The 15,422-nt window shown below is 71.4% G+C and carries 15 protein-coding genes and 1 pseudogene; 8 read left to right on the top strand and 8 right to left on the bottom strand.

All coding sequences use genetic code 11. The features are described from left to right. Window positions 1-14: 14 nt before the first annotated feature. The 6 genes from SSMG_RS19255 to SSMG_RS19230 form a co-directional block, all read right to left on the bottom strand. The gene (locus SSMG_RS19255; protein WP_037714199.1) at window positions 15-824 is read right to left on the bottom strand and encodes a hypothetical protein; all 810 of its coding nucleotides are present in this window, start codon (window positions 822-824) and stop codon (window positions 15-17) included. Window positions 825-1,433: 609 nt separating this feature from the next. Further along, window positions 1,434-2,027: a hypothetical protein gene (locus SSMG_RS19250; protein ID WP_009078623.1), complete on the bottom strand. Its 594-nt coding sequence runs from the start codon at window positions 2,025-2,027 to the stop codon at window positions 1,434-1,436. A 10-nt stretch (window positions 2,028-2,037) separates the two neighbouring features. After that, entirely contained in the window at window positions 2,038-2,709 is a 672-nt protein-coding gene (locus tag SSMG_RS19245) for a hypothetical protein (RefSeq protein ID WP_158688051.1), read from the bottom strand. A 46-nt stretch (window positions 2,710-2,755) separates the two neighbouring features. Next, window positions 2,756-3,169, bottom strand: a complete 414-nt coding sequence (locus tag SSMG_RS19240; protein WP_009078620.1) for a TIGR03668 family PPOX class F420-dependent oxidoreductase — start codon at window positions 3,167-3,169, stop codon at window positions 2,756-2,758. Between the two features lie 6 nt (window positions 3,170-3,175). Further along, complete coding sequence (locus SSMG_RS19235) at window positions 3,176-4,075, bottom strand: LD-carboxypeptidase (protein ID WP_009078619.1); 900 nt, start codon at window positions 4,073-4,075, stop codon at window positions 3,176-3,178. Continuing rightward, complete coding sequence (locus SSMG_RS19230; protein ID WP_009078618.1) at window positions 4,072-6,003, bottom strand: prolyl oligopeptidase family serine peptidase; 1,932 nt, start codon at window positions 6,001-6,003, stop codon at window positions 4,072-4,074. The genes SSMG_RS19235 and SSMG_RS19230 overlap by 4 nt, the downstream gene beginning before the upstream one ends. 130 nt (window positions 6,004-6,133) lie before the next feature. Here SSMG_RS19230 and SSMG_RS19225 point away from each other — a divergent pair, with 130 nt between their 5' ends. Genes SSMG_RS19225 through SSMG_RS19215 form a run of 3 tightly spaced genes read left to right on the top strand, consistent with a single transcriptional unit; the run spans window position 6,134 to window position 8,426 of the window. Continuing rightward, window positions 6,134-6,709, top strand: a complete 576-nt coding sequence (locus SSMG_RS19225; protein WP_009078616.1) for a DUF3090 domain-containing protein — start codon at window positions 6,134-6,136, stop codon at window positions 6,707-6,709. A gap of 8 nt (window positions 6,710-6,717) precedes the next feature. Beyond that, complete coding sequence (locus SSMG_RS19220) at window positions 6,718-7,527, top strand: SCO1664 family protein (RefSeq protein WP_009078614.1); 810 nt, start codon at window positions 6,718-6,720, stop codon at window positions 7,525-7,527. 11 nt (window positions 7,528-7,538) lie between these two features. Continuing rightward, complete coding sequence (locus SSMG_RS19215) at window positions 7,539-8,426, top strand: phosphotransferase (RefSeq protein ID WP_037717515.1); 888 nt, start codon at window positions 7,539-7,541, stop codon at window positions 8,424-8,426. Between the two features lie 31 nt (window positions 8,427-8,457). On the opposite strand, the gene SSMG_RS19210 is transcribed toward SSMG_RS19215, so the two are convergent. Continuing rightward, entirely contained in the window at window positions 8,458-9,450 is a 993-nt protein-coding gene (locus SSMG_RS19210; RefSeq protein WP_009078611.1) for an aldo/keto reductase, read from the bottom strand. A gap of 162 nt (window positions 9,451-9,612) precedes the next feature. Here SSMG_RS19210 and SSMG_RS19205 point away from each other — a divergent pair, with 162 nt between their 5' ends. The 3 genes and pseudogenes from SSMG_RS19205 to SSMG_RS19195 all read left to right on the top strand — a co-directional run. Then, window positions 9,613-10,419, top strand: coding sequence for a DUF3097 domain-containing protein (locus SSMG_RS19205; RefSeq protein WP_009078609.1), 807 nt, complete (start codon window positions 9,613-9,615; stop codon window positions 10,417-10,419). Between the two features lie 92 nt (window positions 10,420-10,511). Continuing rightward, complete coding sequence (locus SSMG_RS19200; protein WP_009078607.1) at window positions 10,512-10,946, top strand: NfeD family protein; 435 nt, start codon at window positions 10,512-10,514, stop codon at window positions 10,944-10,946. 44 nt (window positions 10,947-10,990) lie between these two features. Continuing rightward, window positions 10,991-11,920 (top strand): annotated as a pseudogene (locus SSMG_RS19195) (SPFH domain-containing protein); the annotation flags it as partial. Between the two features lie 550 nt (window positions 11,921-12,470). Here the strand turns inward: SSMG_RS19195 and SSMG_RS19190 are convergent. Next, complete coding sequence (locus SSMG_RS19190; protein ID WP_009078604.1) at window positions 12,471-13,814, bottom strand: MFS transporter; 1,344 nt, start codon at window positions 13,812-13,814, stop codon at window positions 12,471-12,473. 166 nt (window positions 13,815-13,980) lie between these two features. Here SSMG_RS19190 and SSMG_RS19185 point away from each other — a divergent pair, with 166 nt between their 5' ends. Together SSMG_RS19185 and SSMG_RS19180 are read left to right on the top strand one after the other, a co-directional pair. Continuing rightward, complete coding sequence (locus SSMG_RS19185; RefSeq protein ID WP_009078603.1) at window positions 13,981-14,550, top strand: TetR/AcrR family transcriptional regulator; 570 nt, start codon at window positions 13,981-13,983, stop codon at window positions 14,548-14,550. 88 nt (window positions 14,551-14,638) lie between these two features. Continuing rightward, window positions 14,639-15,418: an SGNH/GDSL hydrolase family protein gene (locus SSMG_RS19180; protein WP_009078602.1), complete on the top strand. Its 780-nt coding sequence runs from the start codon at window positions 14,639-14,641 to the stop codon at window positions 15,416-15,418. The last annotated feature ends 4 nt before the right edge of the window (window positions 15,419-15,422 follow it).

Genomic DNA, 15,422 nt, shown 5'->3' with positions numbered 1-15,422 from the left:
CACCGCTTTTCGGCTTACGCGCGGGCCGCGCGGTAGTTCCGGAACAGCAGGTACGTGTCGAGAATGTCCGCCGGGTCGCTCTCCACCGACCGGTAGATGCCCCACTTCGGCTGCACGTAGTCGCCCTGATCCGGCAGCTTCACCCCGGTCTCGCGCCCCTGCGCGGCGATCGGCGCCCCCGGGCCCGCGCCGTTGCGGATCACGCACGCCGCCGCGCCCGCGTCACCCGGAGTGAGCGTCCACTCGACCGTGATCCACTTGTCCCGCAACGGAGCCAGCTTCGCCGCCGCGATCGACGGCGACCCCGGATTCGCGTACGCGCGAGCGGAAATCATCTCGACCCCGCCGTCGCGGACCAGGTCCAGCGTCACCCACGGACCGTCGTTCGTCGCCGGGGTCTTGGTCTGGAAGATGTGCGTGAACCGGCTCGTCCCGTGCAGGCTCGCCGGGACGAACATCTCGTACGACAGCGACCACGTCTCGCCGTCGTGCATCTTCAGCACGGAACCGTTCTGCACCATGCCCTTCGTCTCGGTCCGCTGCCGATCCCCGCCGCCGGTGGTGTCGCGGTCGTCGCGCCAGATGTTGAACCGGTAGTGATTTCCCTCCACCACCACGTACTTCCGGCCCGGATGCAGCCCGCCGCGATCAGCCTCGACGCCCTCGAACGCCTTCAGCCCGTCCTTCACCGGATCGGGATGCCACAACGGACTCGCGGCATTCGCGCCGTAAGCCAGGGGACCGGTCAAGAACGGCACGGCGAGCGCCGAGCCGACGATCGTGCGCAGCGCCGTCCGGCGCGGAAAACCAGGGGATTCCGGCATCTTGCAGTGTCCTTTCCGGGCACGGAGAAGGGGCACATCGGCCGGCGGCGCAGTACATCCGATGTCTGGCGGGTCAAAGGTAAGACCCTTTCCGAACCCGGTCAAGCACGGGCCCGGACGACCGTCCTGGTGAGGTCGCTTCGACGCAGTGCAGGTAGTGCGGCACCACTTCGTCCATCGGGACCGGCCGCATCCCCGTCCACGGAATCGCCGGTCAGCGGCGGGCTGACCGCGTTGACCCGCATCCCGCGCGGCAGTTCGACCACGACCGCGGACATCGCCGCGATGCATATCCGCATCGCAGGCCGGAGTTTCGTCCGCCGGGCGCAGGACCGAACTGGTCGCCTCGGTGCCGCGAGAGGCTCCAGGCGCTCCGGCCGCCTGCCCTGACTTGGATATCCGGTGGCAGAACGCGCTTCTGCGGCGGACCGGATATTTCAGCGACCCGGCGCAGACCCGCTGAACTCACCGCTTGAGCCCTCGGTACCGATTGATCAGCGCGGTGAGGGTCGCGCGGTCCGCACCGCTGTTGAGCGCGTCGATCAAGTCGTCCGGGCACAGCTGGTAGTGCTCGCCCCACCAGCGGCGGGCGCGGTTGTCCCAGATCCGTCAGTCCCGGTCGAACGCCACGACGAAGGTCGGAGCCAGCTGCCTCAGTTTCGCTTGCAGTGCCGCCGCTTCCGCGCTGGTGCTGTCGGTCCGGACCGCGAGCAGCCGGTCGCCGCGGGCGAGCACCAGGACGCAAGCGGACAACCTCGGCTCCCGGAACCGGCGGCAGAATCCGAGCTGCCGGTCGGCGAGGCCCGGGATGGAGAATCGGGTGGTCGAGGAGGCGTTCGCGCCGCAGCTCAGCGCCCCGTCGAGGACGGTGACCATCTGTTCGCCGGAATAGCCCTCGTATGCAGCCGCCAATTGCCAGACGTTCAGCTCACCGGCGGTGGCGGTGGCCTGCGTGTTGGTGCGCAGTGCGGATTCCCACGGCTGCTTGCCCTCGCACGGTGCCACGACGTGCAGCGGCGTGATCCACTTGACGGCGAAGGACGAACGAGCCTGCTTCTGCTGGACACCTGCGTCGCCCAGCGCTTTTTCGTCCGGCAGATACCGGATGAGATCGTCGCCCGAAGACGACGTCGGCGCAATCCGGCTCGCGCAGCCCGCGAGGCACAGCAGCAGCCCCGCCAGCAGCAAGATCCCCTTCCGCACGCCCGTCCCGTCAAACCTGGTCGAACGCCGCGACGAAGGCCGGAGCCAGCCGCTTCAGCTCGGCTTGGTGTTCCGCGATGTTGGCGCGCCAGCCGATCGAGGTGACTGCCAGGGCGCGGTCCCCGTGCGCGAGCACCAGCACGCACGCGGCCACCCGGACCGAGCGGAACTGGCCGCAGAACCCGAGTTGCGGGTCGGCGACGCCGGGGACCGAAAACCGCGTCTTCACGGCCAGCTGCTCGCCCTCGACCACGGCCTTCCCACAGTCGAGCGCCTTGCCGAGGCCGGATACCACCTGCTCGCCGGAGTAGCCCTGGTACTGGGCGAGCAACTGGTGGACCTGCGCCTTGTCGGTCACCGAGATCGCCTGCGCGCCGTTGTACGCGGCCGAATCCCACGGCTGGTCCGCATCGCACGCCCGCACAAGGCGCAGCGGAGTGTTGGGGCCGACTACGTACGGCAGGCGATCCTGCTGCCGCCGGGCGCCCGCCGCGGAGAGCTGCTCCTCGCTGGGCAAGTACTTGGTGAGGTCCTTGGCGACCGGAGCCGAGGAAGCCGGAGGGGAGCTGGAGGCCGGGGCCGAACTCGACGGCGGAGCAGAACTCGGAGCCGCTGCCGGAGTTTCCGCGGCGCATCCCGCGAGCAGCAGGACAAGACCGGTCACCGCAAGCGAAACACGCATGATCCTCCCCATTTCGGGAGAAAGATCGCCGGACCCCGGTCCGGCGTTACGAGCCCGTCCAGCCCCGCCAGGTCCGCACCTCGGTGACCACCACCGCGTGCTCCGGCGGCCGCTCCGCGTACTGCGGATACTTCGCTGCCAACCACTCGACATACGGAGCCCGCGAATCGTCGGAGACGACCCGCGCCACGCCGTCCGCGCGGGCCCACCACAACCGCGACCAGTCCTCGTCGTACTCGTCGACCAGGAACGACACCGCCGGGTTCTCCGCGATGTTCGCCAGCCGCCGCAGCGACGTCGTGGTCTTGGGTTTGTGATCGACCGCGAACACGACCGCGTCGTCGCGCACCGCGAACGTCACCGGCACCAGATGCGGGACCCCGCGACTGTCCACTGTGGCCAGCCGAGCCACCCGCGCCGCCGCGAAGCGTGCCCGGGTTTCCACAGTGGACAGTCGCATGAGGACTCAGTCCAGCGCGGGGGAGTCGAGGGTCAGCGTGGCCAGTTCGGTGTCGAGCGAGGCGGAGACCCCGAGCGGCAGCGTCGGCGACCCCGCCACGTGCCCGAAGCCGAACCCGCTCAGCACCGGCACCCCGAGCGGCGACAACCGTTCCGCCAGCAGCTCGCGGACCTCCGCCGGGTCGCCGCACGCGGCCCACGAACCCAGCACCACCCCGCGCGCGCCGTCGAACCAGCCGGAACGCAGCAGCTGCGTCACCATCCGGTCGATCCGGTAGGGGCTCTCGGTCACGTCCTCCAGCAGCACGATCCCGCCGCGCGCGGAGCCCTGCTCAGCCGTGCCGACCCCAGACGCGAGCAGCGACAGGTTCCCGCCCACCAGCACGCCCAGCGCACGACCGGGCACCACCACGTCCGGCTCGCGCGCCCGCAGCACCCGCGTGTGGTCCGGCTCGAACAACGTCCGCCGCAGGTGTTCCGACGCGTCCTCGTCGAACAGCACGCTCGCCGGCATCGGCGAAAGCAGCGTCGCGAGATCCAAATGCGTGTGGACGGCCCGGTGCAGCGCGGTCACGTCGCTCGACCCGGCGAGCACCTTCGGCCCGGCCGCCCGCAACGCCGCCCAGTCCACCAGATCGAGCATCCGCTGCGCCCCGTAGCCGCCGCGCGCCGCCAGGACGCACCGGACCTCCGGGTCCAGCCACGCCTCGGTGAACTCCGCCGCCCGCGCCTTGTCCGGGGCCGACAGATACGACCCGCCCGAAGCCCGCACCCCCGCGCCGATCCGCACCTTCACGCCCCACTCGCGCAGCACCGGCAACGCGGCGTCGAGCAGGTCCTGCGGCACCGGCCCGGACGGCGCGACAAGAGCGACCGTGTCCCCGGCGGAGAGTCTGGCGGGCCTCACCGGGACAGCTCCAGCCGCGGCACGTCCGGCGTCTCGAAGCCGAACACCTGGCCGTAGAAGGAAAGCTCCGCCTCCAGCGCGGCGACGATCGTCTCGGCCTTCCGGAAACCGTGCTGCTCGCCCTCGAACCGCAGGTACGCGTGCGGGATCCCGCTGCCGTCGATTTCCGAGACGAACCGGTCGGCCTGCTCCGGCGGGCAGATCTCGTCCTCCAGGCCTTGCAGGAACAGCACCGGCCCGGCCAGCGACCCCACGTGCGTCATCGGCGAGCGCTCCCGGTACCGCTCGGCCGCCTCGGGATACGGGCCGACCATGCTGACCAGGTACTGCGATTCGAAGTCGTGCGTCTCGCCGCCCTCGCCGGTCCAGCCGGCGAAGTCGAGGATCGGGAACTTCACCGTCGCCGCCGCGTAGGTGCGGGTCATGGTGATCGACGCGGCCGAGGTGAACCCGCCCGCGCTGCCGCCGCGGATGCCCAGCCGGGCCCGGTCGGCGACCCCTTCCGCCACCAGGGCTTCGGCGACCGCCGCGCAGTCGCGCACGTCCACCACGCCCCACTGCTCCCGCAGCCGCTCGCGGAACGCCCGCCCGTACCCGGTGGAACCGCCGTAGTTCACCGCGACGACGCCGATGCCGCGGCTGGTGAAGTACGCGAACTCCAGGTCGAGCGATTCGTCGCTGTGCCCGGTCGGCCCGCCGTGGACGTGCACCACGTACGGCGGCAGTTCGCCTTCCGGCGCGGCGAAGTCCGGGTTCGTCGGCGGGAACACGTACGCCGGGATCTCCGCGCCGTCCGGCCCGGTGAACACGCGCTCCTGCGGCACCGGCAGGTACTCCGCGGGCGGCAGCGAGTCCGGCTGCGGAGTCAGCGCGCGCCACTTCGCGGTGTCCGGATCCAGCACCACGACCGCGCTCTCGTGCCGGGGCCCGCCCGCGATCCCGGCGATCCCGTCGTCCGTCGCGACCAGCCCGCTCGACGACCACACGGTCAGCTCGGTGTCGACGCGCGTGACCGAACCGTCGCCCTCGTCGAGAATCGCCAGCTTGCCGGAGTCGAGGACCGCGTGCTTCCCGCCACCAAGCGGGGTGAACCAGCTCGCTCCCAGCTTCCACATCGGCCCGCCCAGCTCGCGCTGCACCGGCGCGAGATTGACCGTCGCACCGTCGAGCCCGACCCGGTGCAGGTTCCACCAGCCGTCCGGATCGGCCAGCACGAGCAGCTGATCCGCGGACTCCCACGCCACCTGGCACACCGCGACCTCCGGCCCGCCCGCGAGCACGCGCGCTTCCCCGAACGACCCGTCGGCCGCCACCGGCGCGACGAACAGCTCGGTCCCGTCCCACGGCATCGCCGGGTGGTCCCACGCGAGCCACGCGGCGTGCGCGCCGTCCGGCGACAGCTGCGGCGCGGTGAAGAACCGGTGCCCCTCGACGAGCACCCGTTCGGCGGAGCCGTCCAGCGGGATCGCGACCAGCTCGCGGGAGATGTCCGTGCGCCGCGGCCCGGTGCTGCGCTCGCGGACCGCCCACACCTCGCCCTCGCGTCCGGGCCGGAGGTCGCCGTACCGGACGCCCTGCGGCGTGGCCGGTTCCGGCGTCAACGCGGTGGCCTCGCCGTCCTTCCACGCGTACACCCGCTGATCGGCCCAATGCGTGAACACCACCACGCCGCCGACCGCGAGCCACGGCCGCCCGCCGTACTCGTGCACCCGGTTCCGGACGTTCCACGGCGCGGGCAGCACGTCCTCGACGCCGCCGCCGGGAAGCGCGCGCACGAGCGCGACGCGACCGCCTTCGGCAGGCCGCGCCTCCGCCCACCAGAGCGCGCCGTCGACCGCGGCGAGCCATTGCGCGCCGCCGCCGGCCGCCGCCGCGCCGGCCGCCGTGACAGGAGAGGTCCAGGTTCCATGAGGAGAGATGCGAGGCACGCGGAAAGCCTAACGAGGATCCGCTGCGTGTCCGGATCCGCACGCACCGCGCAGGAATCGCGCGCGAACTCCGCTGAACCCGGGGCGGCGGATGCCGATCATGCGTCCGTGGCCTAGGGTCGAAGACGCTATGTCACGCGTAATCCACGTCTTCCGCAAGCCCGACCGGTTCGTGGCCGGCACGGTCGGCGAGCCCGGCGACCGCACCTTCTACCTCCAGGCGACGGAGGACGTGCGGACGATCAGCGTCACGATCGAAAAACAGCAGGTCGTCGTCCTCGCGGAGCGGCTCGGGTCGCTCCTGGAGGAGGTCGCCAGCCGGTTCGGCGCCGACGTGCCCAGCCACGCCCCGGACGACGAGGTCGACGTGGACCCGCTCACGGTGCCCGTCGAGGAGGAGTTCCGGGTCGGCACGATGGGGCTCGGCTGGGACGCCGACTCCGGCGCGGTCGTGGTCGAACTGCTCGCGATCACCGAGGGCGAAATCGACGAGACGGTCGTGCTCGACGACACCGAGGAGGGCCCGGACGCGGTCCGCGTGTTCCTCACCCCGGTCGCCGCCCGCGCCTTCGCCGAACGCGCCGACCGCGTCGTGAACGCCGGCCGCAAGCCGTGCCCGCTGTGCGGCGAACCGCTCGACCCGGCCGGGCACATCTGCCCGCGGCAGAACGGGTACCGGCGCGACGTCGACGTGACCGAGGACTGAGGGCGGCCGTGGCGAGCACCGCGCCAGGGCCTGCTGACCCCGCCGCCCGCGATTTCGTGTCCCGCGGCCGCATCGACGTCGAGGGCAGGCTGGTCGACGCCTCCAACGTGACGCTGTTCTGCGCGATCGAACTCGACGGCGTCACCGGCCGCGTCGTGTACAAGCCGGTGTCGGGGGAGCGGCCGCTGTGGGACTTCCCGGACGGCACCCTCGCCGGCCGCGAGGTCGCCACCGCGATGATCTCCGACGCCTGCGGCCTCGGCGCGATCCCGCCGACCGTGCTGCGCGACGGCCCGTTCGGGCCCGGCATGGTCCAGCTGTGGGTCGAGACCGACGAGGAAACCGAAGTGGTCGACGTCTGCGCGCCCGACGAGGTCCCCGAGGGCTGGCGCACCGTGCTGCACGCGCACGACCGGCTCGGCGAACCGGCGGTGCTCGTCCACGCCGACCACCCGGACCTGCGCGAACTGGCGGTCCTCGACATCGTCGTCAACAACACCGACCGCAAGGGCGGGCACCTGCTCGCCGGGACCGACGGCCGCGTCTACGGCGTCGACCACGGCATCTGCCTGCACACCGACCCGAAGCTGCGCACCGTGCTGTGGGGCTGGATCGGCGAGGAACTGCCCGGGGACGCGGTCGAGAAACTGCGGAAACTCCGCGCGGACCTCGACGGCCGCCTCGGCGCGGAACTCGGCGAACACCTGACCGCGTTCGAGATCCGGGCGCTCTCGCAGCGCACCGACTATCTGCTCGCCGAGGCGGTGTTCCCCGAGCCCGGCGACGACTGGCGCGCGATCCCCTGGCCGCTGTTCTGATGGCGGCCTCGATGGAGAACACCGAGAACGCCCTGCTGGACGAGGACGCCCGCGCCCGGCTCGTCGACCGCTTCGGCCCGGCCGCACAAGCGTGGTGCGACGCGCTGCCCACCCTCGTCGACCGGCTCTGCCGCCGGTGGGGCCTCACGGTGTCCGAAGCCCGGCCCGGCAACACCGGCCGCACCCTGCTCTGCCGCGACGGCGAGGGCGTGCTGAAGGTGCTCAAACTCTGCCCGGACCGCGCGATCGCGACCGCGGAGGCGACCGCGCTGGGCTCGTGGGCCGGGCTGTCGCGGGTCGTGCAGATCCTCGACGCCGACCTCGACCACGGCGCGGTGCTGCTCGAAGGGCTCGAACCCGGCGACACGTTCACCGAACGCGGCGCGGACGTCCCGTGGGACCAGATCGGCGAACTGCTGGCCGACGTCCACGGCGTCCCGGCCGCCGGACCGTTCCCGACCCAGCTCGAACGCGTCCGGTTCATGTTCGGCCTCGCCGAGCAACGCCTCGCCGGTTCCCCGGCCGAAGCGCACCTGTCCCGGCAAGCGCTGCGCACCGGCCTCGCCCGGGCGGAGAAACTCGCCGCCAGCGGCCCGATCGCACTCGTGCACGGCGACCTGCATCCCGGCAACGTCCTGGACGCCGGACCGGAACGCGGCGCGGTCGCGATCGACCCGCGTCCGTGCGTCGGCGACCCGGCCTTCGACGCGGTGGACTGGGCGGTGCTGCCGATGGCCGACGGCGGCGCGGTCGAGGACGGCATCGCCCGACTGCCGCACCTGGACGGCGACCGGGTGCGCGCGTGGTGCGTGGCGCTCGCCCCGCTGGTCGCGATGGGCCCGCTCCGCCGCGGCGGCCCGACGCCGTTCACCGACGCGGTGCTGCGGCTGGCCAGCTGACCCGGTCCGGCACCAGGTCCGGCTGCTGGCGCTAACCCCGGGCGACCTCGGCGGTGTGCGCGGGGAGGTAGCGCTCGCCCGTCACCTGGTCGCTCAGCGGGTCCAGCACGGCCAGCGCCTCGGCGTCCAAGACGAGGTCCAGCGCGGCCGCGTTCTGCTCCAGCCGGACCGGGCTGCGGGTGCCCGGAATGGCCGCCACCGCCACCCCGAGCCGTTCGGCCTGCGCGTACACCCACGCCAGCGCCACCTGCGCCGGAGTGGCGCCCAGCCGGTCGGCCACCTCGCGCACGGTCCGCGCGATCTTCTCGTTGGCCTCGCCCGCCTCCCCGGCGAACCGGGGATTGGTGCGCCGGAAGTCCTTCTCGCCCAGCGCGGAGCGGTCCAGCGCGCCGGTCAGGAACCCCCGCCCCAGCGGCGAGTACGGCACCAGCCCGACGCCCAGTTCGGCCATCACCGGGACGACCGCCTCGACGTCGCGGGTCCACAGCGAGTACTCGCTCTGCACCGCGGCGATCGGGTGCACCGCGTGCGCCCGGCGCAGCAGCTCGCCGTCGACCTCGGACAGGCCCAGATGACGGACCTTGCCCGCCTCGACCAGCTCGGCCATCGCCCCGACGGTCTCCTCGATCTCCACGTCCTGGGGCGGGCGGTGGGCGTAGTACAGGTCGATCACGTCGACGCCCAGCCGCAGCAGCGAGGCGTCGCAGGAGCGCAGCACGTAGTCGCGGGCACCGCGGATGCGGCGCGCCCGGTCGCCGGCGCTGCGGTCGATGCCGAACTTCGTCGCCACCTGCACCTGCTCCCGGCGGCCGTGGACGGCCCGGCCGACCAGCACCTCATTGTGCCCGGCACCGTAGGCGTCGGCGGTGTCCAGGAACGTGACGCCCAGCTCCAGTGCCCGGTCGACGGTGGCCAGGCCGCCGTCCCAATCGGCGGCGCCGTAGCTCTCGCTCATCCCCATGCACCCCAGGCCCATCGCGCTGACGTGGAAACCGGACGAGCCGAGCGTGGTTCGGGTGCTCATGTGCGGATGCTCCTCCTGCCCGGCGGGCCGGGCGGCGCCTCGACGGTTGACGAACCCCGCCGACGCTAGGAGCTGGAGCGCGCACCAGGTCAAGCCGGAGGACCGGTTCCTTCCGGCGTGGCGGCGGGACGCGCCCTCGCCGCGCCGATAACGTGCCCGACCGTGCGCTATCACGACGTGCTGTCCGGCCCCCGCAAGCGGAAGGTGCCGGAGGTCCCGGCCGAACCAGGGCTCGTGGTCGAAGACCCGGCCAGCGGCTACTGCGGCGCGGTGGTGAAGATCGAGTACGGCAACGTCGTCCTCGAGGACGCCAAGGGCCGCCACCGGGTCTTCCCGCTCGCGCCCGCCGCCTTCCTGCTCGAAGGCAAACCGGTCACGCTCGTGCCGGTCAAGAAAGCCGCCGCGCCCGCGCGACAGGTGTCGGCGTCCGGCTCGGTCCGCGTGCAGGGACTGCAGGCCCGGGTCGCGCGCGACTCCCGGATCTGGGTCGAGGGCAAGCACGACGCCGAACTCGTCGAACGCGTCTGGGGACACGACCTGCGCGTCGAGGGCGTCGTCGTGGAACCGCTCGACGGCGTCGACGTCCTGGCCGAGCGGATCGCCGAGTTCGGCACCGGACCCGGCCGCCGCCTCGGCGTCCTCGTCGACCACCTCGTCGCGGGCAGCAAGGAATCCCGGCTGGTCGGGCAGATCCGCGACGAGCAGGTGCTGGTCACCGGCCATCCGTACATCGACGTCTGGCAGGCGGTGAAACCCGCGTCGGTCGGCATCCGCGCCTGGCCGGAGATCCCGCGCGGCGTCGAATGGAAGACCGGCGTCTGCGACGCGCTCGGCTGGGGCGAGCCGTACGAGGGGTGGCAGCGCGTGCTCGCCGGGGTGCGCAGCTTCCGCGATCTCGAAACGCCGCTGATCGGCGCGGTCGAACGGCTCATCGACTTCGTGACCGAACCTGACGGCAACGCTCCGTAGTGTCCGGTTCGCCGGAAAAATCCAAGGTCACGCGTCGGTCACGTCGGGTAGCTTGCCCGGTGCGAAACGACGCGATCTGAGAGCATGAGGGCATGGCAGCGGCTCTGATCTGGCTGATCATCGGCATCGTCCTGATGATCGCGGAGGTGATCTCCGGGGACTTCGTGCTGATCATGCTCGGCATCGGCGCGCTGCTCGGAGCCGGCACGGAAGCGCTGACCGGCAACATCTTCATCGACGTCGCGGTGTTCGCGGTCAGCTCGGTCGGGCTGCTCGCGCTCGCGCGCCCGGCGCTCAAACGCCGCTTCCTGGCCGGATCGGGCATCCCCACCGGCATCGACGCGCTGGTCGGAGCCCGGGCCGTCGTGGTGTCCACTGTGGACTACGATGCCGGCCAGGTGAAGATCGGCGGCGAGGTGTGGTCGGCGCGCGCCGTGCACGAGTCCCAGCCGCCGATCGCGCCGGGCACCAGCGTCACGGTCGTCGAGATCTCCGGCGCCACGGCCGTGGTGGACATCGTCTCGTGAAGCGCCGTCCGGGAAAAAACGGTACTAGGTAAGGGGAGACGCTCTTGTCGACAATAGCGATCGTCGTGGTCGCACTGCTGGCTCTGTTCGTCATCATCACGGTGGTCAAGGCGATCATGGTGGTGCCACAGGCCCAGTCGGCGGTGATCGAGCGGCTCGGCCGGTTCCGCACGGTCGCCTCGCCCGGCCTGACCTTCCTCGTCCCGTTCCTGGACAAGGTGCGCGCGCGGATCGACCTGCGCGAGCAGGTCGTCTCGTTCCCGCCGCAGCCGGTGATCACCGAGGACAACCTGACGGTGAACATCGACACCGTCGTGTACTTCCAGGTCACCGACTCGCGCGCGGCGGTCTACGAGATCTCGAACTACATCATCGGCGTCGAGCAGCTCACCACCACCACGCTCCGCAACGTGGTCGGCGGCATGAGCCTGGAAGAGACGCTGACCTCCCGCGATTCGATCAACACCCAGCTGCGCGGCGTCCTCGACGAGGCCACCGGCCGCTGGGGCATCCGCGTCGCCCGCGTGGAGCTGAAAGCGATCGAGCCGCCCGCCTCCATCCAGGACTCGATGGAGAAGCAGATGCGCGCCGACCGGGAGAAGCGCGCGATGATCCTCACCGCCGAGGGCCAGCGGGAATCGTCGATCAAGACGGCCGAAGGCCAGAAGCAGAGCCAGATCCTCGCCGCGGAAGGCCAGAAGCAGGCCGCGATCCTCGCCGCGGAAGCGGAACGGCAGTCGCGGATCCTGCGCGCCCAGGGTGAACGGGCCGCCCGCTACCTGCAAGCGCAGGGCCAGGCGAAGGCGATCGAGAAGGTGTTCGCCGCGATCAAGGCGGGCCGCCCGACGCCGGAGGTCCTCGCTTACCAGTACCTGCAGACCCTGCCGCAGATGGCGCAGGGCGACGCGAACAAGGTCTGGATGATCCCGAGCGACTACGGCAAGGCCCTCGAAGGCTTCGCCCGCGCGCTGGGCGCCCCCGGCGACGACGGCGTGTTCCGCTACGAGCCGCCGCAGGACGACACCCCGGCCAAGCCGGACCTCGACGACGACGAGGTCGCCGGATGGTTCGACACGAGCAGCGACCCGAAGGTCGCCGAAGCGGTCGCGGCCGCGGAAGCCGTGGCACGCAAGGAGGTCGACGGGCCGCTCGGCGCGTCGACGGAGCATCCGCGGCGCGCCATCGGGGGCGCCTCGCCGGTCAAGGCCGAGCGGCCCGCGCCGGTCGAGGAAGAAGAACCGCCCGCGCCGCCGGAGCGGCCGCAGCCCAGCACGCCGCCGCCTGCCCAGCAGCAGTCGTTGCCGCAGCCGCAGCAGCCTCCCGCCGGACCGCCGCCGCAGGGCGGTCCGTACCAGGGCCCGCCGCCGCAGCAGTTCGGCGGACCGCAGGGACCGGGCAACGGGCCGTTCCCGCAGCAGGGCCCGTTCGGCGGACCGCAGGGCGGACCGCCGCCGCAGCGCTGATTGAGCCGTTCAAAGGGGCTGCCACTCCGGTTTTCCGGGTGGCAGCCCCTTTTTCCTGCGGTCAGCGGGCGTAGACGCCGACGTCGTCGATGTCGGCCTTCGAACGATCGGGCAGTGCGAGCACGCACGCCACGGTCACCACGACCGAAGCGACGATGTAGATCGAGATCGAATACGGCGTGCCCGTGGTGTGCAGCAACCAGGTCGCCAGCAGGGGAGCAGGACCGCCCGCGAACACCGACGCCAGCTGATATCCCAGCCCCGCGCCGCCGTAGCGCAGATGCGTCGGGAAGCTCTCGCCGATCAGCGCCGCCTGCGGGCCGTACTGCATCGAGTGCGCGACCATCGAGACGATGATCGCCAGGAAGATCATCGCGTGGCCGCTGTGGGTCAGCACGGTGAAGTACGGGAACGCGAGCACCCCGGTCAGCACCGCGCCGGTCAGATAGACCTGTTTGCGGCCGATCCGGTCGGAGAACTGGGAAAACAGCGGAATCAGCAGCAATTCCGCGGCCGCGCCGACGAGAACCGCGTTGAGCACGAACGTCTTGCTGAATTCCGGCCGCTGCACGACATAGACGAGGACGTAGCTGGTGAACAAATAGAACGGCATCTGCTCGCTGAACCGCAGTCCGGCCGACAGCAGGATTTCCCGCCAGTGGTGCCGGACCACGTCCTTCACCGGGGCTTTCGACGTGCGCTTGGCGGCGACCGCGGCGGCGAACATCGGGGTTTCCATGATGCGCAGCCGGATGACCAGGCCGATCGCCACCAGCACCAGGCTCAGCAGGAACGGGATTCGCCAGCCCCACGAGGAAAACGCGTCCGGGGACAGGGTCGCCGACAGCAGCGTCATGCCGCCGGTGCCCAGCACGAGCCCGACCGGAACGCCGACCTGCGCGAAACTCGCCAGCAGGCCGCGCCGCCGCTGATCGCCCCATTCCATGGCCAGCAGCACCGATCCGCTCCACTCGCCGCCGATCGCGATGCCCTGCACCAACCGCAGCAGGACAAGGATCAGCGGGGCGGCGACGCCGATGGTCGCCGCGCCGGGAAGCACACCGACGATCGCCGAGGACAGGCCCATCAGCAGGAGCGTCACGATGAGCGTCGCCTTGCGGCCGAGCCGGTCGCCCCAATGGCCGAAGATCGCCGCACCGATCGGGCGGGCCGCGAAACCGACCGCATAGGTGGCGAACGACTGCATGACCCCGGCGTAGGACGACGACGCGGGGAAGAACAGATGGGGAAAGACCAGCGCCGCGGCGGTGTTGTAGAGGAAGAAGTCGTACCACTCGATGGTGGTTCCGATCGACCCGGCCAGGGCCGCCCGGCGTACCTGCACCCGGCGGTCGCCGGTCGAAGCTTGGACTGACTGGGTGACTTCGTTGTCGCCTAGAGTCATGGTCGTGCACCTCTCGTGACGGTCGTCACACTACAGTGTGAACGACCGGCAGAGGTTTGACGATTCCGGACGCCTGCTCCGGACGGGTTGTTTCCGACCTTCCGGCACGCCGTCCGGACCAGGATCGGGCGCCGCGCGGCCAGGACGCGCGACTACCATCACAGCCGTGACGGAGGACAAACCGCTCCGCGCCGACGCGCGGCGAAACCGCGCGAAGGTGCTCGAAGCCGCCGAGACAGTCTTCGCGGCCAAGGGCACCGCCGCGCCGACCGAGGAGGTCGCGCGCGAGGCCGGGGTCGGCATCGGCACGGTGTTCCGGCACTTCCCCACGAAAGAAGCGCTGCTGGAGGCCGTGCTCTACGCGCGGCTGCACCGGTTCGTCGACGAGGCGGACGCGGTCGTCGCGCAGAACGCCGAGGACGCCGGGGCCGCCTTCTTCACCTTCCTCACCAGCTGGATCGAGATGTCCAGCGCCAAAAACGCCTACTTCGAAGCGCTCACCTCGGCCGGCGTGTGCGTGCCCAGCACGGGTTCGGTGATCGGGGAGCGGCTGCGCGAATCCCTCGGCGTGCTGCTGCGCCGCGCCCAGGACAGCGGCGCGGTGCGGCGCGACGTCACCACCACCGAGCTGATCCCGGTGATCATCGGCACCGCGAAGGCGGCCGAGCACGTCGGGTCCGATCGCGAACTGCGCGACCGCACGATCGCGATCCTGTTCGACGGCCTCCGCCCCTGAGCCAGCGGGTTTCTGCCCGCGATCCGTTCCGCGCTGTCCTCGGCGGGCGCCGTGCCCAGGGCGGGGGAGCCGGGCCTAAACTGAGGCAATGACCAACCGCTTAGTCTGTATTGGCGATTCGTTCACCGAAGGCGTCGGGGACGACGATCCGTCCGCGCGCAACGGGGTGCGCGGGTGGGCCGACCGGGTGGCCGAGGTGCTGGCCGCCGGGGAGCCGGGGTTCCGTTACGCCAACCTGGCGGTGCGCGGGAAGCTCCTGCCGCAGGTGCTGAACGAGCAGGTCGAACCGGCGCTGGCGATGAAGCCGGACCTCGTCACGGTCTACGCGGGCGGCAACGACCTGATGCGGCCGCGGGTCGACATCGACAGCCTCGCCGACTCGTACGAGCGCGCCGTCGCCCGGTTCCGCGCGGCCGGGGCGCAGGTGCTGCTGTTCACCGGCGTCGACGGCGTGGAAGACGCGCTGTTCCGGCAGATCCGCGGCCGGGTCGCGATCTACAACGAGCACGTGCGCGGCATCGCGGCGCGGCACGAGACGCTGCTGGTGGACATGTGGTCGATGCGCCAGCTGCGCGACCGTCGCATGTGGTCCGCAGACCGTCTGCACCTGAATGCTGCTGGGCACACGGAAATCGCCATCGCCGTCCTCGACGCGCTGGGCGTGCAGCACAGTCTCGCGCACGTCGCGCTGGGACCGCGGCCGCGCCTGTCCGCGCGGGAACAGCGCGCGGCGAACCTCCGCTGGGGCCGGGAGCACGCGCTGCCGTGGATCGGCCGACGCCTGCGCGGCGAATCCTCCGGCGACACGATCGCCGCGAAATACCCGGAACTGCAGTCGTTCGGCGCGCCCGCCCAAGCGCTCGACTGACGGG

It is taken from the genome of Streptomyces sp. AA4 (assembly GCF_000158875.1).
In the GTDB taxonomy this organism is placed as follows: domain Bacteria; phylum Actinomycetota; class Actinomycetes; order Mycobacteriales; family Pseudonocardiaceae; genus Amycolatopsis.
This window is presented reverse-complemented; position numbering and strand designations above follow the sequence as displayed.